Genomic DNA, 21,937 nt, shown 5'->3' on the forward strand with positions numbered 1-21,937 from the left:
TGTGAAAACCCTGTTGTAAGAATGAGTAAACGGAGATGCCGAATCAGTTTGAAAAGTCGGGGCATTGCCCTATATTACTCCATCGCAGTCAGCTCGTAACACAGGCTATTAACATCAATGAATGACATAGAAAGACTCATCAGCAATAACGCAGCCTGGTCCAAAACCATGATTGATGAAGATCCTGGTTTCTTTGAGCGGCTTTCCCAATCTCAAAAACCCCGTTTCCTGTGGATTGGCTGTTCTGACAGCCGTGTGCCTGCCGAACGCCTGACAGGGCTGGAGCCGGGTGAACTTTTCGTTCACCGTAACGTTGCCAACCTGGTCATTCACACCGACCTTAACTGCCTGTCCGTGGTGCAATATGCTATCGACGTGCTGGAAGTCGAACACGTGATTATCTGCGGTCACTACGGCTGTGGCGGTGTGCAGGCGGCGGTTGAAAACCCTGAACTGGGTTTGATAAATAACTGGTTGTTGCATATCCGGGACATCTGGTACAAACACAGCTCCCTGCTGGGCGAACTGTCGCCAGAAAAGCGCCTCGACAAGTTGTGCGAACTGAACGTGGTTGAACAAGTTTATAACCTCGGCCACTCCACCGTGATGCAATCGGCCTGGAAACGCGGCCAGAAAGTCACGCTGCACGGCTGGGTTTACGGCATTCAGGACGGACGTCTGCGCAACCTCGAAGTCGACGCCACCAGCCGCGAAACGCTGGAACAGCGCTACCGCCAGGGTGTCTCCGCCCTGCTCAACGGCGACCCGCAATAACAAGCCGCACTACTCTACAGAAATTCAAAAAACAAAAGGCACAAAAATGTGCCTTTTTTGTTATTTATTTTTCCTGCACTTACAACGCTAACACTATAAATCAATGAGTTATAAATACTGTAAGCAGCTGTAAGACCTACAAAGATGCTCAGGTGTGGACACTATGTGGACACTCCAGCCCCGCTTTTCCCCTCAGTGGATTGAAGGAAATTGCGTCCTGCAGGAAGTCCGGCGCGAAATGAACATAGACCATTGTCTGGTTGATATTCGCGCGTCCGGGAATTCTTTGCAGGGTGATTATGTTCCCGCCGCCTGTCGAATCTGGATTATCTGAAAAGCCGCGACCTGGAGAATGTCGAAACCAGCGAACTGCTGATGGACTCTGTGCCGGTGACGTTATGGCTTACATGACTGCCCAGGGCGGCGCTAATGTAGCGCGTGACGAACAGACTCTCTGCGTAGCACGTCGCGTTGCCAATGAGCTGAATACCTGCGATGAATAAATGAAAAAGGTTGTGGGTATTTTGCGCCTCACCTTGGCGAATCTCATGTTGATGAAATGCGTACCACTCAATGACGTAGCGTGGATTCTGAGGTTTTGACCGCAAAAAGCGCCTCCGGTGCGCCTTGGAGTTCTGTCGGTAACTGTGGGTTAGGTGGAACGGAACAGACTACAGATTGGCGTGATAGCCGGGATGGGAGCGCGCCAACAGCATCCAGTTCTCATATTGACTGGACAGACACAGCCGCCGTGAGGCGATTGTGGCGCGTATAAGGGAGGAAGCACCGAGAGTCAGCAAGGCGCAGCGAAGTTTTGACCCAACAAAAGGCCGTGATATTGACCCGTCGGCAAGATTGACGGCAGAAGAACGGGCGCGTTTGCCGGAAATCGAACGCGAATTGATGAAACACAACATCACGGCGGAACACTAGAAGTTCTGTCAATAATTCTACGAGAGAGCTAAATTTAGCCAAAAAACCGAGAGTTGGAAACAGAATTGACTAGGTAGACGGCGCTGACCATGACCAATTCACAGACAGAGATACAGACACAGACACAGACACAGACACAGACACAGACACAGACACAGACACAGACACAGAGCGTCGCGCACTAGTGAGCATGCTGATAGGTAGAACTTTGCATCGAATAATAATAAGCTTTAGATGAAGGTTTTTTGTGGCTAGCTGAGGCCAAATACTAGATGTACATAAACAAAACCGTGTTGCATCTTTCCTCTCAATTGGATTAATATTGACCCCATCCATCTACACTAGATTAAATTGGAACATCTAAATATGGAGCAAGATGATAAGTTTAAGAGCTTTTTGAAAACAATCAGACTGCATAGGAAAGAAAATAATTGGGATGTAGTATTCAATCCTAAAATAGATTTAACCGTTTTCGAAAATGCTATTTTAACTGATATCCCTAATACTACTAAAAGTAAGAATATCGTTAATAATAAGAATATCTCCATAGAAAAAAATGATCTTCGACACGATGACGCTTCACCTGATAAAAGTCTATTTATACAGGAGGTGAAATTTGATTCCTGTGATTTCTCCGGAAACAATCTTGGAAAAAAAATAACTATAAAAAACTGCGAATTCCATCTTTGTTATTTTTCATTTAGTAGATTCAATGATGTAAATTTCGTAAATTGTAAATTCAACTCATGCTCATTTTCTCAATCTAGATTTTATAGATGTATTTTTGATGAAAATTGCAAATTCTATAATCTCTCAATATCTGGAAGCTCAACTAAATTTGAAGACACTGAAATAAATGCAATTAGTTTCTTCAAAAAAACATACGAAGCATTCAATGAAAAGCCTGAGGGTTATAAAAATCTTAATCTACCAGAAGAAGAATATCGGTTAGCGAAAAGCATAGTCAAACTATCAAGAAATATATTGGCGTCCACCCAGTCCTGTTCAAATGATGACTTTTACTACTCGTCATTGAAAAATTTATGCTTAAAAAAAATAAATGAAAAAAAATATTACAACCTCAAAAGAATAGCAACATTAAGCTCGAATATTGAAGAAAAAAAGGTTGAATGTAAAACTACAGAGAGCAAAGAATTATGGTACATTTTAACTAGTAGTTTTAAAGTTAAATTTTTGAAAGCACGCCAGCATACATATCATATTGAAAAAATAATTGTGAAGCTCTTTGGCTTTATGAATAATTGGGGTGGTAGTATTCAAAGAGTTCTTGCAATCGGTTTCGCCATACTTATGGCATATTCTGTTTTATACTTTATTATGGACAAAGGATGGGTGAACTACGCAACGGATACAGAAGGAGTCAAAATTGCACATGTGCATACAGAGAGTATTTATTTTTTCTTTTCATCATTGATAAAAAGCTTCGATATAACATTCCTTGCAGGCTACACAAAACACATATCCAACCACGATAGCTTATTCAAACAATATGTATTGCTAACTAACATGTTAATCGGTTTATTCTGGTATGCCGTTGCGATACCATCATTAATAAATAAGATAAGCGTTACCAGATTATGAATAAAATTATTAAAGATAATAAACTGGAATGCCTTGCTGTAATAGGATCTCATGCAAGAGGAGACAATGATAGTTATTCTGACGTTGATTTACTCGGCATCGTTGTTCGAGAAAATCATCAAATGATTAATGTTAATAAAGTTAACTTAGCAATATATTCAAAATCACATCTACGTAAGATGATGCATGATGGTGAACTATTTGCGTTACATATAAAACAAGAAGGGATAGCATTAGTTAATGAAGAGTTGTTTAATGATATTTGTTCAAGCTTCAAATACAAAGACAATTACAATAAAGATAGGCGCTTAGCATTCTTAATGGGGAGTATTATTCTCAAAGAGCAGTCTACAATAAGAAATTGGCTTGTTGCAAACAAGCGCATTGCTTGGTGTGTTAGAACATACATCCTATCGTTAATGGCTGAGAATGGGAACATTTCCTTTGCAAAGCCTGATATTGCTTTTCATGGTCATAGTGTTCATAAAAATATTTCATACCAAGACTTCCTACAACTAATAAACCCAAGAGAAAATAGCGGTTGCTCTTTAGTTAACTTACAGTTATTACGTATTTTTTTGAGTGAGATCCAATATTGCAAGCCTTCACATCAGGAATCTGAATATCTGGTTAACAGTGAAGGAATACTTAAAAATACCGTAGCTCAGTTAATGTATGAGTCCTATACGTGACAATTAAACTACATGGATATTTCATTGTTATCACTTGATGAAAGATTTATACAAGTCCATACATAGGTGTTGAAACATCCTAAAGCATTCTGATTATATAATTCAGGAGTTAATGACTAAACACTTTGAATAATGATATTTATCTACTAAGTAAATCCAGCGCGAACTGACGTTCGAGTCCTGTCACTAACTGTGGGTTTGAAAGAAAGAAAGCCACCTCAAATGGGAGTGATTGCCAGGCTGGAACCTACTTTATAGCGTCCAACTTCGATAACTTTCGTGATGCAGACTACACAAATACCACAGAAGTTTGGATAAAGAGTTACATGTGCGAAAAAAACTCATATTATCCCCTTTGATTTATAGAAAAAAATCATATTTAACAAACACATACATTTAAAATGCAACTTACATCATTAAAAAAATTTCCAAGAATTAAATAATTAGTTAAAGTTAGAGCAATTATGCCAAAGTTTCTTTGAAGTAATCTAAGTTCTCATAAAATATTCATGTATTTTCAAATAAAATTGGTGGTCAAATGAAATATACACAGCTCAATGACAGCCCTTATTGGGTAGCACTACAACAAAGAGAAGATCTTAAGGTACATGGTAATCTAAATTCCGCCCTCTACGCCTTAGAATTGCATGGAGAATTTGATGATATAAATCTCTTAGCTCCTGATATAATCACAGAGGGCGGAGATGATGAAAATATTGATGTATTACTTGTTGATCGTGAGGGGAGGAGAATTTATTTAATACAATCTTTCCAATCCCCTCTTTTTCGGCCGTTGGGTGCAAAGCCAACTAAAGCACAAGAGTCATCATATGCAGAAACTGCATTATTTTCGGCAGATATTGAAAAGGTGCCTCTACGCATAAGACGCCAGGTTGAAGATGCTAGGGATGCTTTAGAAAAGAGCGAAATAGATAGAATTAACATTTGGTTTTTACACAATTGCCCTGAAACTGATGAGTGCGGGAGACCTCTCCATGCGATTGGTCGCTCCGTTATAGACAAGCTAAATCATCTATATAAAGATCAGAGTATTAGGGTCGATTCAAAGCAAGTTGGTTTAGAGACTCTTGATGAATTATATAATGCACAGCATAGCCCTATCCTTATTTCAGACCAAATTAACACAGAAGATTTAGCTGGTTTTGTTGAATCGAAACCTGGCTCTTGGGTTTCATTTGTAACATCTATAAAGGGTAGTTTCCTTAAACAGTTGTACGATAGCTACGGCGAAGATAAATTATTTAGCGCTAATGTGCGTTCATATATGGGAAGTAATGGTAGAGATTTATCGATAAACAAAGAGATTCAACGCAGTGCCGTTGAAAATGCTGGGGACTTCTTCGTATACAATAATGGTATCACTGCATTAGTACATGATTTTAGATACACCCCTGTTTGCGATGGTTCCACGTTAGGAAATCTAAATACAATAACAGGCATCTCAATTGTAAACGGTGCACAGACTACTGGCAGCATCTCGAATACTGATCGTGATGTTAGCGATAATTTAAAAATCGGCATTAGATTCATTAAGGTTGAGGATGAGGATCAAATCCAAAAAATCACCCTTGCGAATAACTCGCAAAATAAAGTGTTACGTTCTGACTTCAGATCAAGTGATGCTATTCAGCGCAGACTTCGTGAAAGTTTTGTTAGCAGCAAAGATGTTTTATACACTGGTGGGCTACGTAAAACTCTTACACCAACTCAAAAAAGAATGCTTTTACCGACAGATACTGTAGCTCAAATTCTAATTGCTTTTCATTTTCATCCAACAAACGCTTATCACAATAAAAAGGACATTTGGGATGATGACATCTTATATAAAAAGGCATTCGACGACTCAATAACAAAAGGGCATATTGTTTTTGTATATACTCTCAACGAGGCTATTAGTCAGATTAAAAAACACTATGCTGACTTGTATCGGCATGGTGAACTACCAGAAGTTGACAAAGTAAAACAGTTATTTTTGAGCAGACCAGGAGTTTCACTTTTAATAATAAATGCAACATCTAGTATTATTGAAATAATCATGGGAAGAGCCATCCCAAACAAATACATTGTTTCATTTAAAGATTCAATTTCTCGCTTAGAGGCGATAGAACTATGGAAAACTGTAATAACTAGAATCCTTACACGTTCTAGTGTGTTAGATCCGGCTACAGAAGGTCGGCTATCTCACCGAAAAGATATTACTGACGCGATCCAGAGATTCCAGAGCGATATGGATATGTATAGGGATGATTTCCCAACACTACTTCCAGATTTTACAAAAAATGTAACATTCTAATAAAAATTGGATGTGTTCATCACATCCAATTTATTATCTACAATTCAAATACTGATGAAATTGCAAGTTAAATTACTAGTGAGATCATAATTGGCCTTTTGCAATTTAATTTAAAAGAAGAAGAAATTAAGCCCAAAAAATTCCATTACCGATAACGGTACTCCTCCGCATGCATCACCTGCATGATTTTGCATGATCCAGAAAGGATCAAAAGACATGAGAATGCCGCTCTAGCTGGGCTTAGCGTCGCTCTGACACATGCATTAAAAACAGTGAACCAAGTCAGAAACGGGCAGGCGGGTAACATTGCGCGCGCCGAGGTGTAGCATGGAAAATCGCACATTTTGCTCGCGCTGATGTGCAACACTTCTTCATTGTGGTTTTCCATACCCCTCTTGAAAGGAATGCACATTGGAGCTATTTTCTGAGTGTGGCTGCGGCAGGTAAAATGAAATTAAGACGCACCGGAATTTTCACTATCACTCTACAAATCACTGTTATGTAGGTAAGCATGAACAACAAAAAAGCAACATTTTCAAATATTACAATTGGTCAGATAATAGAATTGGATTTCGAGGCTTTCAACGGGTTAAATAAATGCAGGATGTCTCTGGTTCAAATTGGTAAAAAATTTGTTTCGCATATACTTGATATTAACTTATGCGAATGTGAATTTAATGAGGTTAGAAATAAATTTACAAGTGAAACAGGTAATTTTGATGTAAGTGAAAACGAGAACGAATTTTACAAGTATATTGCTGATTACTATCTTAGGCTAAATAAAGAACCAATAGATAAAGTATTGGAATACTTTTATCATTCGCAGGATGATATAAATAAAATTAGAGTCCAGTTAAAGTACATTGATTCCGAACTAAAAAAATTAGAAGATAAGAAAAAAACCAACGGTTGGTTAAACGGAGAGGAAAGATATGAGCGTAACCTACTAGAATATTACAGAAATAAGAACAACTCCGCCAAGAATGAGATATTAAAGTTCATGTCTGAAGACATTGAACGTTATGCATTGCAAAATTGTACCAATCATCCTTTTCCATCCAGTAATATGCTAAGTTGGTTTATTGGAAGGATGCCATATCAATACTCACGCGGTCTCATCTTCAATCCGTCTACAGATCCATATGATGTGCGTGACATGACAGAAATGTCTAATAAATTTTTGGATTTTCCTCCTGAATCTTATATTCAAATAAAAAACCTATATAAAACAAACAAAGAAGAGTTTTATGCTTTCGCAAAGGAATATATTTCTGGTGACGTTGATGGGTTTCAAAATGAAATCAGTAAAATAGAAAAAATCATTGAACAGAATCACATAATAGCTAACAGAAAAGCAGTAATTTCAACCATCATCAGGCATTATCAGAACAAAGACTTTATCTCAGTGGTTAATATGCTTCCAATGCAAATTGAGGGGATATTCCATGACATTTGCTTAGAGGTTGGAATAGATGAATCTAGACTAGACATTTCATCTATTAATGAGAAGTTACGGATAATACAATTAAAAATAGAACACTTCATTTATTTTGAATATTATTCATTTAAGTTTCCCATCATTAGAAATGTGGTTGCCCATGGTAAGTTAATCGAATTTGATATAGAGCAAGCTGCTATCATGCTGATGTTGGACTTGTTACCTGTTTGCGAATTGGCAATGTCAGAGGAAATACCAATAATAAAAAAAATAAAGTTACTTGAAAAGTTGTTGAAAGATGACCTTAGCTATTTCCCTGAGTATTTTGAATTCAGCGAAGTAACAATACCTGACTTTTATAAATTAGATACAGAGATAGGGGTTGTTGAGGGGAAATACAATAGCTTAGAATTTTGGGAATACCTTAAAGCCAAAGTTAAAAAAGAGAAGATTGAAAACATTGATCGCTCAGATACAATGTCATTCATCAGGAAAATACATGGGCGTAAAATATGTAAAGATAAATCAAGTGAATTTATGAAGAATCTGCCAATACTAATTAATGAAATGAAAGAAATAGAATTAGAAAGAAAAAAGAGAATTGAACCATTTTTACGGGCATCAAAAAGGAGTGATTAAGGTCTTTGATGGTAATTGAAAATCATATTGCACTTTGAACAAGTGCGGGTTAGATGTTTAATGAACCAATACTGCTACATTATGTTGCTTGCAATTTAACACGCGCTATCTCTTAATGTACTTCCAGATTGCTCTGTACCTTACTACGTAATATGAGCAGAAAATAAAGCGAAGCGATGAAGGATATACAAAGCCCCGTGTCATAGGGCTTTGCCGTTTTACTCCGGCGTCAATTCATAAGAAGTAAACCTAATCACCTCCTCCCCAAACCACGCATTTAGCTCCTTGAGCCGTTCCTGCAACGGCGTCAGCTCATTCCGCACAAATACCTGCGAGGCCTTAACCGAATCCCCAAACCCGCCGCTGTTCTCCGGGACAATCCCCATCACCTTTGGCGGTAAGCGATGCGCGCATAGCAAATCGTTCCAGCTGGCCTTCTTGATGTTAAAGAAGTCGTCTTTCGTAGCGACTTCACTCAGCGGCAAAATCTTGATCCCGTCCGGCGCGTACATGAACAGGTTGCGGAAGTTGCCCAGACCTTTCGTGTCCCGCATCGCTTTACGCATCTGATCGATGTCCGAGCTACTTTGAGCCGCATCGGTCATATAGAGGATATACCCGGCGTGCGCGCCGTTCTGGTAATACTTACGGCGGAAAAGCGTCGCGGCGTTCAGCCAGGCTGAGTTCAGGGCGCTGAGGTATTCCGGCAGGACGTACAGCTCCTGATTAATATCCGGCTCAATCAGATGAAGTACGCTGCCTGTTTCGAACTGGTGGGCGTTGTATTCCAATTGCTGAGTATTTCAGTCTGATGATCTTAAATGGCGCCGGATATAAATGCGACACAACAGGATTACCACAATAGATATTAAGCCTGAGACAATGAGTGAGGCATCGACATAAAGGTCTAGCATTCCCTCTATGTCATGTACTCCCCAAAATTGAGCGAAACTTTCTATCTGTTCACCTGTAGCATAGCTGTCAATCACTTGGGGAAAGATGGTCATCAGTATGCAGAACGCCACAAGGTAGCCCAATGCGGCAAAAAAATACTTAACCCACTTCATCCGAGCGTCACTCTGATCGTTCCATGCGCTTTTAGCGATGACCCCGGAACACCGATCATGGAGGTACCCAGCAATGCAGTCCGAAGATAATCAAAATCAGATTGTGATGTCATAGTAATACAGCCCTCACTGAGTCCCTTTGGTCCGATTGGATGAAGCCGGAAACTTCCACGTTTAACGCCTTCAATAAAAGTTTCATCGTTTATCTTTCCGTCATCGCGATAAAGCCCAAACCATGTATCTCTGTCAGTGCCGTAACCATATTTAAGGACAGCATTTCGTAATGCCGCCTAAGCGCCCCCCAGAAACGCGACTGACAATAAAATAACGCCCTGTAGGAAGTGGTCCCAGATCAGCAATATTAGTTAATGTTGGGTTATTTCGGCCAACTAACTGGCCTGAGAATGCAGGAAAATTACCGACTTCTGCACAGCTCAAAATGGAAGTTTCCATGCCATTCAGAACAAAACTACAATTAAGAGCCATTTAAGCTGTCACCCTTTCATTCCAGGCGTCCGCAAAAATTACGTTACCGTCACAATATTTCCATGTGATTTTTTCATAGCGAAGCTCAACACTTTCGTTGTGATTATGCTTCTCGAAGGCAGGGTTTTTGATGTGGTGCATTGTCGGACAGATTGATACAACCTTTACGCCTTCAAGCAGCATGTTGAAGTATTCAACTTCCTGGCCTGCATCGTTGATCTTGTACCATTTAAATTCGGCAGAGTGGAGAGTCTGGCCGGTGGCTGTTGCTTTGTAGAGATAAGGGCTGGAGCTGTCGAATTCTTTCTCAAAACCTAATGCCGCATGTGTGCGTGTGCCGGTGATCTTGCCTGTAGCTCCGTCAGTTGGAAGATGTACAGAGTGGCCGAAACCTTGAATCTCAATTGAGCCTTCTCGACCATTTACATCAACAGAACCTTTGATATCTGCACCGCCGTCATCCTTCAACCATAAATATGCTGGTATAGCCATTATTAACAACTCCTTATGTTATGTGGGAAAAACATACACCTCAAAAGCCACTTGAACAATATGGACTTCTACCGCAAGGCAAAGATTGTCTATTTAGCAGGTGAAGCATTTAGGTGGCAGATAATTGCTATGCATAACATTCAGAAATATATGGGAATTATAGTTGAAAAACCCAATGCACTGTTAAATGAGGTAGGAATGGAAGGATTACCCGGGCGACATCGGCGTGGCTGGCTGCATACGAAAAAACCAAAGCAAAAAAAGTGAAGGTGCTGCGGAAACCGACAATGCATAACCTGCGCGCCCTGCAACATCCTAAAGCGATGTAAGGTCAGTCCGGGGCGGCACTGGATTTGTGACAACGTTAAATCTGAATGAATCATGTAAGATTCTTTCAAAAACAGTGGTATACCTTAATCAACATTGGAAATATTGCGTATATAAAAAGGCAAACCCATACGGCCTTCATAAACCAACGGGCACGACGCCAGATATAACGTTCCCTTTCGTTAGCGTCACGAATCGCACTTTGTATATCGTCCTGATTTGTCATCTCATCCACCGTGGGTAATTACCCGCCTGTAAGGTAAAACACTGTAATCCCAGATGTATATTTTTAGCAATAACATATCCATTTAATTCATATAATTAACAACTTTTTTTTTAAAAAATATGCCTTTTTTACCCTCTATTTTTCCTGCACTTACAACGCCATCATTATAAATCAATTAGTTACATATGGCATAAGCCGCTCTAAGACCTGTAACGATGCTCAGGCGTGGACAGGATGTGGGCACTCAATGTAAGGATTGTGTATGACTATCCATAACGTTCTTTACAACACAAATCTCCGTTTAAATGACACAAAACAAATTAATATCATTCGTTAATAATATAATGCGCTGAGATTTTAAGGTGTTAAGGAAAGTTGATGGAATTGAATAAAGAGGAAGCAGAGGTGGTTGCGGGGTTTATAGCCGCCAACTGGTCGGCATTTTCACAGGCAGCAGAGGAAGTGATGTCCGTCTGCGCCCTGCACCGGCTGGCCGAAAAATTAGATCTTGAGAACGTCTGACTTGTTTTAGAACCCGGCACACCGGTCATTGATGAAGCCAGTCATGCAGCACGTAAATAATCAAAACCGGATTGATATAAAAGCACGAATCAGCCAATCCCCTTGAATCTATTCAGAAAGGACCGTTCAAAGCCTGCGTGTTTGTCACCTGTTCTGGATAAAAAAACGGCCTTCAAACTGAAGGCCGTTTTTATTCGAATGAATTACTGCCCGCGCCCAAATGGCTAAAACGGATAGCCAGACACTACTCGTCGAGCATCACAACTTTGCCCACATACGGCAGATGGCGGTAGCGCTGGGCGTAGTCGATGCCGTAGCCGACAACGAATTCGTCGGGGATGGCGAAACCCACGTATTCCACTTTCACGTCCACTTCGCGGCGTTCTGGTTTATCCAGCAGCGTACAGATGGCGAGGGATTTCGGGCCGCGCAGTTGCAGGAGTTCGCGCACTTTACTCAGCGTGTTACCGGAATCGATGATGTCTTCGACGATCAGAACGTCTTTACCGCGAATGTCTTCGTCGAGATCTTTAAGGATCTTCACGTCGCGGGTGGTGGACATGCCGTTGCCGTAGCTGGAAGCGGTCATGAAGTCGACTTCGTGCGGCACATCGACGGTGCGGCACAGGTCAGCCATAAACATGAAGGAACCGCGCAGCAGCCCAACCAGCACCATTTCGCTGCCGCTGTCGCGGTAGTGTTCGGTGATTTCACGGCCCAACTCGGCAATTCGGGTTTTGACTTCCTGCTCGGAAATCATGACGTCTACGCGATGTTTCATATAAAGACTAACCACCTGATTTGAGGATATTTATCGCCGTTTTTCAGCAAAACGGCGACCTTGAAGCGCAAAGGATTATATCAAAGAACCCGGCGACGGGTCACGCGCCGGGCGGGTACGGGTAGGATTTTATGCAGAAACGGTAAATCCGAGCATCATGCCGGTGTCTTCGTGTTCCAGCAGATGGCAGTGCGCCATGTATGCATGTTGCTTATCCGCCAGATGATTAAAGCGCACCAGCACTTCGCTGCGCGCGCCTTCAACGCGCACGATGTCTTTCCAGCCCTGGCGATGCGGCGCCACCGGCTGACCGTTTTCAGAAAGAATACGGAACTGGGTGCCGTGGATATGGAACGGATGCAGCATCATGTCGCCTTCGCCCGAGAGGGTCCATTTCTCGTACTGGCCCTGCTTCACATCGAATGCAGGCACATTCATGTCGTAGGCTTTGCCATTGATTTTATTGCCCTGCATGAAGTCGTATTTGCCGGAAGCTTTGCTCATGTCCATGCCCGCCATCCCGCCGTGGGCATCGTGACCGCTATCAGACATGCCTGGCATGGCGGCCATCTCACCATCGCCGTGATCCATGCTCATGCCGGCCATAGCGTTGTGTCCATACTTCGCCATCAGCGCGGCCATACCCTGCTGATCCAGTTGCGGATCCATCATCAGTTGCAACCAGCGGGTCGGCAGATTATCGACGGAAACCAGCGCCGGCAGCGGCACCAGTGAGTCCGGCAGTGTGCTGCCGCTTTGGGTCAGCGTCGGCTGAATGCGCAGCACAGGCAGCGGTTTGTCGAACGGCGCCAGCGTCATGCCCATCTGTCTGACCGGCAGCGTGACCAGATCAAAGGCTTTGCTGTCGCTGCAATCAATCAGCACTTCAAAACGCTCGCCCATCAGCAGCGGTAAATCGTTGACTTTCACCGGTTCCGGCAGAAAACCGCCGTCGCTGGCGATGACATACATCGGGCGGCCATCACTGGTGGCGATGTGCAGCGAGCGCGCATTACAGCCGTTGAGTAAACGAAAACGCACCCAGCCGCGGGAAATGCCGTGCTGCGGATAGACCGCGCCGTTGGTCAGCATGTGTTGCCCGAACCAGCCCACGGCGGCGGTCATCACATCCATCTCATAATCGATTTTCCCGGCGTCATTCAGGCGTTTGTCCTGCAATATGACCGGGATGTCATCCACGCCCCAGCGTTTCGGGATTTGCAACAGATCGCTGGCTTCATCTTCAATCAGCACCAGACCGGCCAGCCCCATTGCCACCTGATACCCGCTGGTCTGGTGCGGATGCGGGTGGAACCAGCAGGTTGCTGCGGGCTGATCGAGCTGTAAAGTCACTTTGCGATTTTGCCCTGGCTGGATAAGCGCCTGCGGGCCGCCATCAACGTCACCGGCAATGTCCAGCCCGTGCCAGTGAACGGTGCTGGCGACGTCCAGTCGGTTATTGACGGTGACGCTGACCGGCGTCCCCCGGCGAATGCGCAGCGCCGGGCCAAGCAGATTGCCGTTCACGCCCCAGGTGTCAGTGCTGATGCCCGGCAAGAACTGACTCTGACCCCGTTGCAGGGTCAGCGAAATGCTGCCACGAACATCCGGCTCCAGTAACGCGGGGATCGGCAATGGCGGGCGGCTCTCGGCCAGCGCATAGCGGCTCCAGCCGGGAAACGCGCTGGCTGCGCCCATCAGGGTCGTCCACTTTACGAAATCGCGACGGTTCATGTTCAGTCCTTATGATTGGAATTTGCCAGGCGCAAACGCATCGGGCGGCATTATAGCCTGTTACCCTAAACCCTGCCCCTGCGGGAAGGTCAAGCGGCGGGCCGGGCTAAAGAAACTTCGTGACCCTTTGTGCTAATATGGTAACGTCATTTTATTGCTGTTTGAGCCGAGTCTTTCTCATTTTCTTTCCCTTTAAAAGAACAAGAACACGCCCATGAAAAGAACAACACTGTGTTTGCTGTTGCTGTCACTGCTCGGCTTCTCCTCCGCCAGCCAGGCATTAAGTGAATCAGAAGCCGAAGATCTGGCGGATCTGACCGCCGTTTTCGTGTTTCTTAAAAATAACTGCGGCTATGAACAATTGCCGAATACTCAGATCAAACGCGCGATCGTGTTTTTTGCCCAGCAAAACCGCTGGGATCTGAGCAATTACAACAGCTTCAATATGCAGGCGATGGGTGAAGACAGCTACCGCGATTTGAGCGGTATTGCGGTGCCAAAACCGACCAAATGTAAATCTCTGGCGCGTGATTCGCTGAGCCTGCTGGCTTACACCAACTGATGACCTGTTAGGGTGCTCCGTCATAATGATGCCGGAGCCTGTACTTTCTCCTCCCTTTCCTCCCCGCTTTTCCTGGCTGAACTACACTGGATTCACAATCATTGCCTGAAATGCAACCGTGCATGCAAAGTCAGAGTTAGCTATCATGTGCGCCCATTTTTATGGCTGCGAAGGCTCAGGAGAAGTATCAGATGTCCAGGAACCCGTCATCCAAAGAAATATGGTATGAGACGCTGCACGCCCATTTTGGTCAGTATTTCAGCGTCGATAAAGAGATATACCGTGAGAAAACCGATCATCAGGATCTGGTGATTTTCGAAAATGCCGCGCTCGGTCGCGTGATGGCGCTCGACGGCGTGGTGCAAACCACTGAGCGCGATGAGTTTATCTATCACGAAATGCTGACCCATGTGCCTTTACTGTCGCACGGTCATGCCAAAAAAGTGTTGATCATCGGCGGTGGCGACGGCGGAATGCTGCGTGAAGTGTGCCGCCACCAGGGCGTTGAGGCGATCACTATGGTTGAGATTGATGCCGGCGTGGTGGAGTTTTGCCGCCAGTATCTGCCCAACCACAGCGCCGGGGCGTATGACGATCCCCGTTTCAATCTGGTGATCGACGACGGCGTAAACTTCGTGAATCAGACCACCGACACCTTTGATGTGATCATCTCCGATTGCACCGATCCGATCGGTCCCGGAGAAAGCCTGTTTACGTCGGCGTTCTACGAAGGCTGTGCCCGTTGTCTCAAACCGGGTGGCATTTTCGTGGCACAAAATGGCGTCTGCTTCCTCCAGCAGGATGAAGCGGTCAACAGCCACACCAAACTGAGCCACTATTTCAGTGATGTCAGTTTCTACCAGGCTGCGATCCCGACCTATTACGGCGGCATCATGACCTTTGCCTGGGCGACCAACAGCCCGGAATATCGCCAGATTGATAACCAGACCTTGCAGGCGCGTTTTGACGCCGCTGGCCTCACCTGTCGTTATTACAATCCGGCGATCCATCACGGCAGCTTTGCCCTGCCGCAATATTTACTGAATGCCCTGTCAGCCGCGCGCTGATACTGCATCCATAAGGGGGTGAACTAAATTGCAAAAGCTGAAACTGCATGGCTTCAACAACCTGACCAAAAGCCTGAGTTTTTGTATCTACGATATCTGCTACGCCAAAACCGCAGACGATCGTGATGGCTACATTGCCTACATTGACAAAGAATATAACGCCAACCGCCTGACGGAGATTCTCACCGAAACCTGCTCGATTATCGGTGCCAATATCCTCAACGTCGCGCGACAGGATTACGAACCACAGGGTGCGAGCGTTACGATCTTAGTAAGCGAAGAGCCGATAGATCCGAGCGATGTTGATACCACCGAACATCCCGGCCCGCTGCCGAATTCCGTGGTCGCGCATCTGGATAAAAGCCACATCTGTGTGCACACCTATCCGGAAAGCCATCCTGAAGGCGGTCTGTGTACGTTCCGCGCTGATATCGAAGTGTCGACCTGTGGCGTGATTTCACCGCTGAAAGCGCTGAACTATCTGATCCACCAGCTCGAATCTGACATCGTCACCATCGATTATCGCGTTCGCGGTTTTACCCGCGACGTGAACGGCGTGAAACACTACATCGACCATTCCATCAACTCGATTCAGAACTTTATGTCGCAGGATATGAAAGCGCTGTACGACATGATGGACGTCAACGTGTATCAGGAAAACATCTTCCATACCAAGATGTTGCTGAAGGAATTCGATCTCAAGCATTATCTGTTTAATGCCAAACCGGAAGAGCTGAGCGCGCAGGAGCGCAAAGAGATCACCGATTTGTTATACAAAGAGATGCAGGAAATCTATTACGGCCGTAACTTTTCGCCGGCGTAACAGCGCATAAATGAGAAAGGCCGGACATCTGCGGATGCCCGGCCTTTTTTATTTTTACTTAAGCCTGCCGGTTTCAGGCCAGCGTCAGGTGAAACGGCTGATCGCCTAATGACTGGCGGATCTCCGGGGGCAGTCCTTTATCGCTGATGATGTCGGTCATTTCCGCAAGCGGCGTGACGCAAAACAGCGAGTACGCGCCGTATTTGCTGCTGTCAGCCAGCAAGACCCGCCGCCGCGCATTCGCGGCCAGATCCTGTTTCAGCCCGGCCTTTTCTTCCGTCGGTGTGGTAATGCCTTTATCCAGACTCCACGAGTTGCAGCTGATAAACGCAATGTCCGGATAGACGCTGCGCAGCAAACGACGGCCATGTTCGCCAACGCAAGACTGACTGCTGTCGTCGATACGCCCGCCAATAATGGTCACTTCTATTTGCTTAAACTCGGATAAAAACAGCGCGATACGCAGATCGGCGGTGATCACCCTCAGCGGCAGATGCGTCAGGTTACGCGCCAGTTCGAGCATGGTGGTGCCGGCGTCCAGCACCACCGCGTCACCCGGTTTCACCATCGCGGCGGCCATTTCTGCAATCGCCTGCTTTTCTTGCAAACTGCGCTGAAGCTTTTCATTGGTGGTCGGCTGGCTGGGGATAAACCGGTTGAGCGTCACCCCGCCATGACTGCGGCTGATCACGCCCTGCTCATCGAGTTTTATCAGGTCGCGGCGAATGGTCGCCGGGGAAGCCGCAATGGCGGCGACCAGTTGTTCTACGGTGACCAGATTATGGCTTTTCAGATAATCCATAATCTGATCGAGGCGGCTTTGTCCGGTCAACGTGATTCCTTTTTATCCTGCGCCGCTGACGTAGTATTACGCCAGTTGTACGGCCAGCTGAATAGAGATCGCCATGCTCTCAGACTTGGCTTTTCCTGTCCACGCAATATCAAACGCGGTGCCGTGGTCAGCCGACGTGCGGATGAACGGCAGACCGGCGGTGATGTTAACGCCGTCATAGAATCCCATCAGTTTCAGCGGAATATGGCCCTGATCGTGATACATCGCCACCACCATATCGTACATCCCTTCGTAGGTTTGCAGGAACACGGTGTCCGGCGGGCACGGGCCGGTGACGTTAATCCCTTTGGCTTTCATCTTCTCAACCGACGGCCCGACAATCTTAATTTCTTCATCGCCAAACAGCCCGTTTTCACCGGCATGCGGATTCACCCCGGCGACGGCGATACGCGGATTGTCATATCCGACGCGGCGCAGGAAAGTGTCTGCCATCTGGATCACCGTTTCGACCCGCTCGTGACTGAGCGTGTCGAGGAATTTGCGCAGCGCAATGTGTGTGCTGACGTGGATCACCTTGAGTTTATCGGTGTAAAGCACCATCGCGTAGTCGCGGCTGTGAGTGAGTTTTGCCAGCAGTTCGGTGTGCCCCGGATAAATATGCCCGGCAGAATGCAGCGCTTCTTTATTCAGCGGCGCGGTGGCGATGGCGTGAACCTCTCCGGCCATCGCCAGTTCGGTCGCGCGTTTTACGCAGCGATAGGCCAGATCGCCCGCCTCTTTCTGCACTTTTCCGGGGATCAGCGCATCAGGATTGGCCAGGGGTTCATCAAGCACGTTGATCACGCCCGGCGCGAAATGCGCCTGTGAGACGTTATCAATAATGCGCAGCTCCGCCGCTGGCGTGACACCCAGCGCAAGGATCCGCCGCAGTGTTGCCGCACAGCCGACCACCACCGCCTGGGTGCCGGAAAGCTCACCTTCCGCCAACGCTTTAATGATAATTTCAGGGCCGATACCGGCAGGGTCACCCATGGTTACTGCGATAATTTTAGTCACTCACCTTCTCCTCAATAAAGCGTAAAACGTCAAGTAGCGTATTTTCAGTGCCGAATCCGCCCGCTTTGGTCATCACCGGCAGCCGCTGGAACTGGCTTTCGAGCAGATATCCCCAGGGAACGCAGCCTGCAATCTGTCCTTTAATCTCAAACCCTGTTGCACCGAGCGCGCGGGCGACGGCCAGCGCAATATCCCCGCCGGACAAATACAGCCCGCCCGGCAGTTTTCCCGGTTGTCGTAAAACCTCATCAATCAGTTGCCCGAGGAAAGCGGCGATGCGCTCGCCCATCTGCGCACGGCTGATGTGCTGAAGCTTGCAAAACTGCGCAATCTGATGCCGCTGCGCCGCGCCCTGCGACGTGCGGATCACGCAGTGTTTGCCCTGCCCGAGCGCCCCGCTGATCTGCGCGGCGAGCGTCAGCTGCCGTGCCGGTGAGCCGGGCGAAAACAGATCCAACACATCGATATCCACCAGCGTCACCGCCCGGTGCTGCCTCAGATAAGCGATCTGCTGTGCGGCGATATCACTCATTGAACCGACCACCGCCAGCAGCGGCAATTTTTCAACGGCGGGGCTGAGCGGCGCATCGCCGCTCCCGCGCTGGCTGGCGTCTGTCAGCGCATGAATAAGACCCGACGCGCCGACCATCAGCGGGCGGAACGGCAGGCGTTGCGCGGCCTGCACGATACGCGCCAGATCCTCAGATGTTTCGCTGTCGGCCACCAGAATGCGTACGCCCGATGCCACCAGTGCAAAAATCTCTGTCTGCACATCGCCGCCTCTGAGCGCGTCAAGCCCGACTTGGTGAACATGCAGCGAGGTTTGTTCTGCCAGCCGTTCCGCCACGCTGGCAGTATTGAGCGGCGTTTTCGGGTCGGTGGCGAATTCGGTTTCGGTCAGCAGATGGCCGTTGACGTAGCACTGCCCGCCGGCGACCACCCGCCCGAGTTCAGGCACCGCCGGCGCGACAATCGCCAGCGGGCAATTCAGTGCGATCAGCGCCGCTTCTGTTTCAGCACCGATGTTGCCGCGCAGCGTGGAATCAATTTTCTTAAACACCTGATACTCACCGGCGAAAGCGGCGGCCCCGGCCCGGAGGGCACGGGAGACTTTGCCTGCCGCTTCTGCCGCGCTCAGCGCACGGCTGTCGGTGCTGTAAATCACCGCATGCCCTTCGCGGCTGCCCTGCACGCCGCGGTGTTCGTCAAACTGCACGCTGGCCGCCAGCCCCTGCCGGATTAACGCCACGCCGGTGTCATTCGCGCCGGTAAAGTCATCGGCGATCACCAGAAGTTGTGGCGGCGTCGGCCGGTCTGCGGTTGTTGCTGTTTCAGCCATCGTGGCTCCGTGAAGAAGAGGGTCGGATTAATCTTGCTGGTTATGATTATATTCAATCATGATTGATTATATGTGAGCAACTTCAAATTATTCAACTTCAATTTCGCCTATAAATTCTCCTGACGATGTGAGGAGTATCGACCTTTGATGATTGAACTCACTCTTTATTGAAGACTCAGACGGCAGGGATCAGACATGAATATCAACAGTACAGTCATTAGCGGTTATCAGTCATTGCAGAACATCGGCTACCTGCTGGCCGGAAAGCATCAGGTTTTACTGGTCAGCGACAACAACATTATTGGCCTGCCGCCGGTGCAATCCCTGATAACCCAGCTGGATAAGGCGGGCTGTCAGGTGAGCGTGATTGATAACGTGCCGCCGGAGCCGAGCCAGCATGATGTCTCTGCCATTCTGAATGCGTTGAATCAGCCTTCGGCAGATCTGGTGATTGGCGTGGGCGGCGGCAGCGTGCTGGATGTCGCCAAACTGCTGTCGCTGCTGTGTGCGGGCGATGAAAACGTCACGCTGGAAAGCCTGCTGGCAGGTGAGAAACCGCAGCGTCGCACCACGTCTTTGCTGATCCCAACCACCGCAGGCACCGGGTCAGAAGCCACACCCAATGCGATTCTCGCCATCCCGGAAAAAGAAACCAAAGTCGGCATTATTACGCCAGTGATGCTGCCCGATTACGTGGCACTGGTGCCGGAACTGACCACCAGCATGCCCGCACGCATTGCGGCTTCCACCGGTATTGACGCGCTGTGCCACCTGTTCGAATGCTTCACGTCAGTGATCGCCAACCCGGTCAGTGACAACTTTGCGCTGGTCGGCATGAAGAAGCTGTTCGCCAACATTGAAACCGCCGTCGCTGAGCCGGGCAATCTGGAAGCGCGGCTGAACATGCTGTGGGCGTCTTATTACGGCGGTGCGTCCATTGCCCATGCCGGTACGCATCTGGTGCATGCCATGTCCTATCCGCTCGGCGGGAAATATCACATTCCTCACGGCGTGGCGAATGCCATTCTGCTCGCGCCGTGCATGGCGTTTGTCCGGCCTTCAGCGGTCAGTAAATTCGCGCGGACTTACGACTTAATTCCGGAGGCTGACCTGACATTAAGTGAAGAAGAAAAATCCTATGCGCTGGTGGAATATTTTGACGCGCTGGTGCATCGCCTGGATTTACCGGTCACATTAAGTCAGCTGAATATCACACCTGATGACATTCCTTATTTGTCGCAGGGGGCAACAGAGGTACAACGTTTAATTAAAAATGTACCCATGCCGGTAGAGAAAAATCAAATAGAAGAAATTTACCGCAGTATCAGGTAAGCCCTTATTTCGTATCCGATGACAACGACGTGAAGAGAATAAGATGAATAACATTACCGGAGTGTATACCGCGATTGTGACGCCTTTTTCCGCAGACGGAAAACTCGATAGCGACGCATTGCGCCAGCAGGTAAAACGCCAGAAACAGGCGGGGAATAATATTTTCTGCAACGGCACCAACGGCGAATTTTTTATGCTCAGTGAGCAGGAAAAAATTCAGGTGACCGAGGTCTGTCTTGAGGCCGCAGGGGATGACACAGGCGTGATGTCGCATATCGGCGAGATCTCGACCCGCGACACCATCCTGCTTGGCAAACAGATTGAAAAACTCGGCGTGCGCGCCGTCTCGGTGATTACGCCGTGGTTTGCAGCGTTGCGCCCGCAGGAACTGATTACGCATTTTCGCGCGGTGGCCGATGCGCTGACCGTACCGGTCTATCTCTACAACATTCCCGCCCGTACCGGAAATACCCTGACGCCGGACGTGGTGCGCGTGCTGGCCGATCATCCCAACATCAAAGGCATTAAGGACAGCGCCGGTTCGTGGGAAAGCCTGCATGGCTTCCATGAAGTCAGCCGTCAGTTTACGGATTTCGATGTCCTGACCGGGCCGGATTCGCTGATTTATAAAGGTTTCACCGAAGGCAGCGCCGGGTGTATCTCCGGTATCGCCAATATTATCCCCGCACAGGTGAATGCCGTTTACCGCCACCTCCGGGAGAATAATGCCGCCGCCGCCGAGGCTGTGCAGGCGGAGATCAATCAGATCCGAACCGATCTTTACAGCATCGCTTTTTCACCGGCTGTGGTTAAAAAAGCCGTGAATCTGCTCGGTTTTAACGTGGGTGAAAGCCGGTATCCGGTCGAATTCACGCAGGACGATACACAAAAGATCCTGACCGTTATCAAGACCTTTACTTTGCGCGATTAAACGCGCC

19 protein-coding genes and 1 pseudogene are annotated in these 21,937 nt (G+C 47.1%); 11 read left to right on the top strand and 9 right to left on the bottom strand.

Going from position 1 to position 21,937, the window contains the following annotated elements:
* Positions 1-117: 117 nt before the first annotated feature.
* From can to ACO0U8_RS07290, 5 genes are all read left to right on the top strand, one after another.
* Complete coding sequence (gene can, locus ACO0U8_RS07270) at positions 118-774, top strand: carbonate dehydratase (protein ID WP_056774718.1); 657 nt, start codon at positions 118-120, stop codon at positions 772-774.
* A gap of 1,299 nt (positions 775-2,073) precedes the next feature.
* Positions 2,074-3,309, top strand: a complete 1,236-nt coding sequence (locus tag ACO0U8_RS07275) for a pentapeptide repeat-containing protein (protein WP_421670540.1) — start codon at positions 2,074-2,076, stop codon at positions 3,307-3,309.
* Entirely contained in the window at positions 3,306-4,001 is a 696-nt protein-coding gene (locus tag ACO0U8_RS07280) for a nucleotidyltransferase domain-containing protein (protein ID WP_217203540.1), read from the top strand. The genes ACO0U8_RS07275 and ACO0U8_RS07280 overlap by 4 nt, the downstream gene beginning before the upstream one ends.
* 538 nt (positions 4,002-4,539) lie before the next feature.
* Complete coding sequence (locus ACO0U8_RS07285; protein ID WP_217203541.1) at positions 4,540-6,315, top strand: AIPR family protein; 1,776 nt, start codon at positions 4,540-4,542, stop codon at positions 6,313-6,315.
* A gap of 511 nt (positions 6,316-6,826) precedes the next feature.
* On the top strand, positions 6,827-8,392 hold the full coding sequence (locus tag ACO0U8_RS07290; protein ID WP_421670541.1) for a hypothetical protein: 1,566 nt from the start codon (positions 6,827-6,829) through the stop codon (positions 8,390-8,392).
* Between the two features lie 218 nt (positions 8,393-8,610).
* On the opposite strand, the pseudogene ACO0U8_RS07295 reads toward ACO0U8_RS07290, so the two are convergent.
* The 4 genes and pseudogenes from ACO0U8_RS07295 to ACO0U8_RS07310 form a co-directional block, all read right to left on the bottom strand.
* A pseudogene (locus ACO0U8_RS07295) lies at positions 8,611-9,171 on the bottom strand (phage portal protein); the annotation flags it as partial.
* A 284-nt stretch (positions 9,172-9,455) separates the two neighbouring features.
* The gene (locus ACO0U8_RS07300; RefSeq protein ID WP_421670688.1) at positions 9,456-9,665 is read right to left on the bottom strand and encodes a tlde1 domain-containing protein; all 210 of its coding nucleotides are present in this window, start codon (positions 9,663-9,665) and stop codon (positions 9,456-9,458) included.
* A gap of 58 nt (positions 9,666-9,723) precedes the next feature.
* Positions 9,724-9,945, bottom strand: coding sequence for a tlde1 domain-containing protein (locus tag ACO0U8_RS07305; RefSeq protein ID WP_421670542.1), 222 nt, complete (start codon positions 9,943-9,945; stop codon positions 9,724-9,726).
* On the bottom strand, positions 9,946-10,437 hold the full coding sequence (locus tag ACO0U8_RS07310; protein WP_421670543.1) for an Hcp family type VI secretion system effector: 492 nt from the start codon (positions 10,435-10,437) through the stop codon (positions 9,946-9,948).
* A gap of 931 nt (positions 10,438-11,368) precedes the next feature.
* Between ACO0U8_RS07310 and ACO0U8_RS07315 the strand changes: the two genes are divergently transcribed.
* Positions 11,369-11,512: a hypothetical protein gene (locus ACO0U8_RS07315; protein ID WP_421670544.1), complete on the top strand. Its 144-nt coding sequence runs from the start codon at positions 11,369-11,371 to the stop codon at positions 11,510-11,512.
* A gap of 244 nt (positions 11,513-11,756) precedes the next feature.
* On the opposite strand, the gene hpt is transcribed toward ACO0U8_RS07315, so the two are convergent.
* Positions 11,757-12,293, bottom strand: coding sequence for a hypoxanthine phosphoribosyltransferase (gene hpt / locus ACO0U8_RS07320; protein ID WP_056777114.1), 537 nt, complete (start codon positions 12,291-12,293; stop codon positions 11,757-11,759).
* Positions 12,294-12,422: 129 nt separating this feature from the next.
* The gene (cueO, locus tag ACO0U8_RS07325) at positions 12,423-14,027 is read right to left on the bottom strand and encodes a multicopper oxidase CueO (RefSeq protein ID WP_421670545.1); all 1,605 of its coding nucleotides are present in this window, start codon (positions 14,025-14,027) and stop codon (positions 12,423-12,425) included.
* Between the two features lie 214 nt (positions 14,028-14,241).
* Between cueO and ACO0U8_RS07330 the strand changes: the two genes are divergently transcribed.
* The 3 genes from ACO0U8_RS07330 to speD all read left to right on the top strand — a co-directional run bounded on the left by ACO0U8_RS07330 (position 14,242) and on the right by speD (position 16,479).
* Positions 14,242-14,589 carry a YacC family pilotin-like protein gene (locus ACO0U8_RS07330; protein WP_056777109.1) on the top strand — a complete coding sequence of 116 codons (348 nt, stop codon included), beginning with the start codon at positions 14,242-14,244 and terminating at the stop codon, positions 14,587-14,589.
* 191 nt (positions 14,590-14,780) lie between these two features.
* Positions 14,781-15,656, top strand: coding sequence for a polyamine aminopropyltransferase (gene speE / locus ACO0U8_RS07335; RefSeq protein ID WP_122094129.1), 876 nt, complete (start codon positions 14,781-14,783; stop codon positions 15,654-15,656).
* A 28-nt stretch (positions 15,657-15,684) separates the two neighbouring features.
* Positions 15,685-16,479, top strand: coding sequence for an adenosylmethionine decarboxylase (gene speD, locus ACO0U8_RS07340; RefSeq protein WP_056777103.1), 795 nt, complete (start codon positions 15,685-15,687; stop codon positions 16,477-16,479).
* Between the two features lie 73 nt (positions 16,480-16,552).
* Here the strand turns inward: speD and ACO0U8_RS07345 are convergent, their stop codons facing one another.
* Genes ACO0U8_RS07345 through dtnK form a run of 3 tightly spaced genes read right to left on the bottom strand, consistent with a single transcriptional unit; the run spans position 16,553 to position 19,667 of the window.
* Positions 16,553-17,311 carry a DeoR/GlpR family DNA-binding transcription regulator gene (locus tag ACO0U8_RS07345; protein ID WP_136376822.1) on the bottom strand — a complete coding sequence of 253 codons (759 nt, stop codon included), beginning with the start codon at positions 17,309-17,311 and terminating at the stop codon, positions 16,553-16,555.
* 36 nt (positions 17,312-17,347) lie between these two features.
* Positions 17,348-18,328 (bottom strand): D-threonate 4-phosphate dehydrogenase, encoded by a 981-nt coding sequence (locus ACO0U8_RS07350; RefSeq protein WP_056777094.1) that lies wholly within the window; start codon positions 18,326-18,328, stop codon positions 17,348-17,350.
* A complete protein-coding gene (gene dtnK, locus ACO0U8_RS07355) occupies positions 18,321-19,667 on the bottom strand; it encodes a D-threonate kinase (protein ID WP_421670546.1) in 1,347 nt (448 codons plus the stop codon). Before dtnK ends, ACO0U8_RS07350 begins: the two co-directional genes overlap by 8 nt.
* Positions 19,668-19,862: 195 nt before the next feature.
* Between dtnK and ACO0U8_RS07360 the strand changes: the two genes are divergently transcribed.
* Positions 19,863-20,999 carry an iron-containing alcohol dehydrogenase gene (locus ACO0U8_RS07360; protein WP_421670547.1) on the top strand — a complete coding sequence of 379 codons (1,137 nt, stop codon included), beginning with the start codon at positions 19,863-19,865 and terminating at the stop codon, positions 20,997-20,999.
* A 43-nt stretch (positions 21,000-21,042) separates the two neighbouring features.
* The gene (locus tag ACO0U8_RS07365) at positions 21,043-21,930 is read left to right on the top strand and encodes a dihydrodipicolinate synthase family protein (protein ID WP_421670548.1); all 888 of its coding nucleotides are present in this window, start codon (positions 21,043-21,045) and stop codon (positions 21,928-21,930) included.
* Positions 21,931-21,937 lie beyond the last annotated feature (7 nt).

Origin of the sequence: Rahnella sp. EDr1-12 (genome assembly GCF_049206505.1) — a bacterium.
GTDB classification, from domain to species: domain Bacteria; phylum Pseudomonadota; class Gammaproteobacteria; order Enterobacterales; family Enterobacteriaceae; genus Rahnella; species Rahnella rivi.

Coding starts and splice junctions, on each gene's coding strand:
- ACO0U8_RS07330 (WP_056777109.1), top strand. CDS start 14,242: ATGAAAAGAACAACACTGTGTTTGCTGTTGCTGTCACTGCTCGGCTTC.
- ACO0U8_RS07315 (WP_421670544.1), top strand. CDS start 11,369: ATGGAATTGAATAAAGAGGAAGCAGAGGTGGTTGCGGGGTTTATAGCC.
- ACO0U8_RS07280 (WP_217203540.1), top strand. CDS start 3,306: ATGAATAAAATTATTAAAGATAATAAACTGGAATGCCTTGCTGTAATA.
- ACO0U8_RS07290 (WP_421670541.1), top strand. CDS start 6,827: ATGAACAACAAAAAAGCAACATTTTCAAATATTACAATTGGTCAGATA.
- cueO (WP_421670545.1), bottom strand. CDS start 14,027: ATGAACCGTCGCGATTTCGTAAAGTGGACGACCCTGATGGGCGCAGCC.
- can (WP_056774718.1), top strand. CDS start 118: ATGAATGACATAGAAAGACTCATCAGCAATAACGCAGCCTGGTCCAAA.
- speE (WP_122094129.1), top strand. CDS start 14,781: ATGTCCAGGAACCCGTCATCCAAAGAAATATGGTATGAGACGCTGCAC.
- ACO0U8_RS07360 (WP_421670547.1), top strand. CDS start 19,863: ATGAATATCAACAGTACAGTCATTAGCGGTTATCAGTCATTGCAGAAC.
- ACO0U8_RS07310 (WP_421670543.1), bottom strand. CDS start 10,437: ATGGCTATACCAGCATATTTATGGTTGAAGGATGACGGCGGTGCAGAT.
- ACO0U8_RS07285 (WP_217203541.1), top strand. CDS start 4,540: ATGAAATATACACAGCTCAATGACAGCCCTTATTGGGTAGCACTACAA.
- dtnK (WP_421670546.1), bottom strand. CDS start 19,667: ATGGCTGAAACAGCAACAACCGCAGACCGGCCGACGCCGCCACAACTT.
- ACO0U8_RS07275 (WP_421670540.1), top strand. CDS start 2,074: ATGGAGCAAGATGATAAGTTTAAGAGCTTTTTGAAAACAATCAGACTG.
- hpt (WP_056777114.1), bottom strand. CDS start 12,293: ATGAAACATCGCGTAGACGTCATGATTTCCGAGCAGGAAGTCAAAACC.
- ACO0U8_RS07365 (WP_421670548.1), top strand. CDS start 21,043: ATGAATAACATTACCGGAGTGTATACCGCGATTGTGACGCCTTTTTCC.
- ACO0U8_RS07305 (WP_421670542.1), bottom strand. CDS start 9,945: ATGGCTCTTAATTGTAGTTTTGTTCTGAATGGCATGGAAACTTCCATT.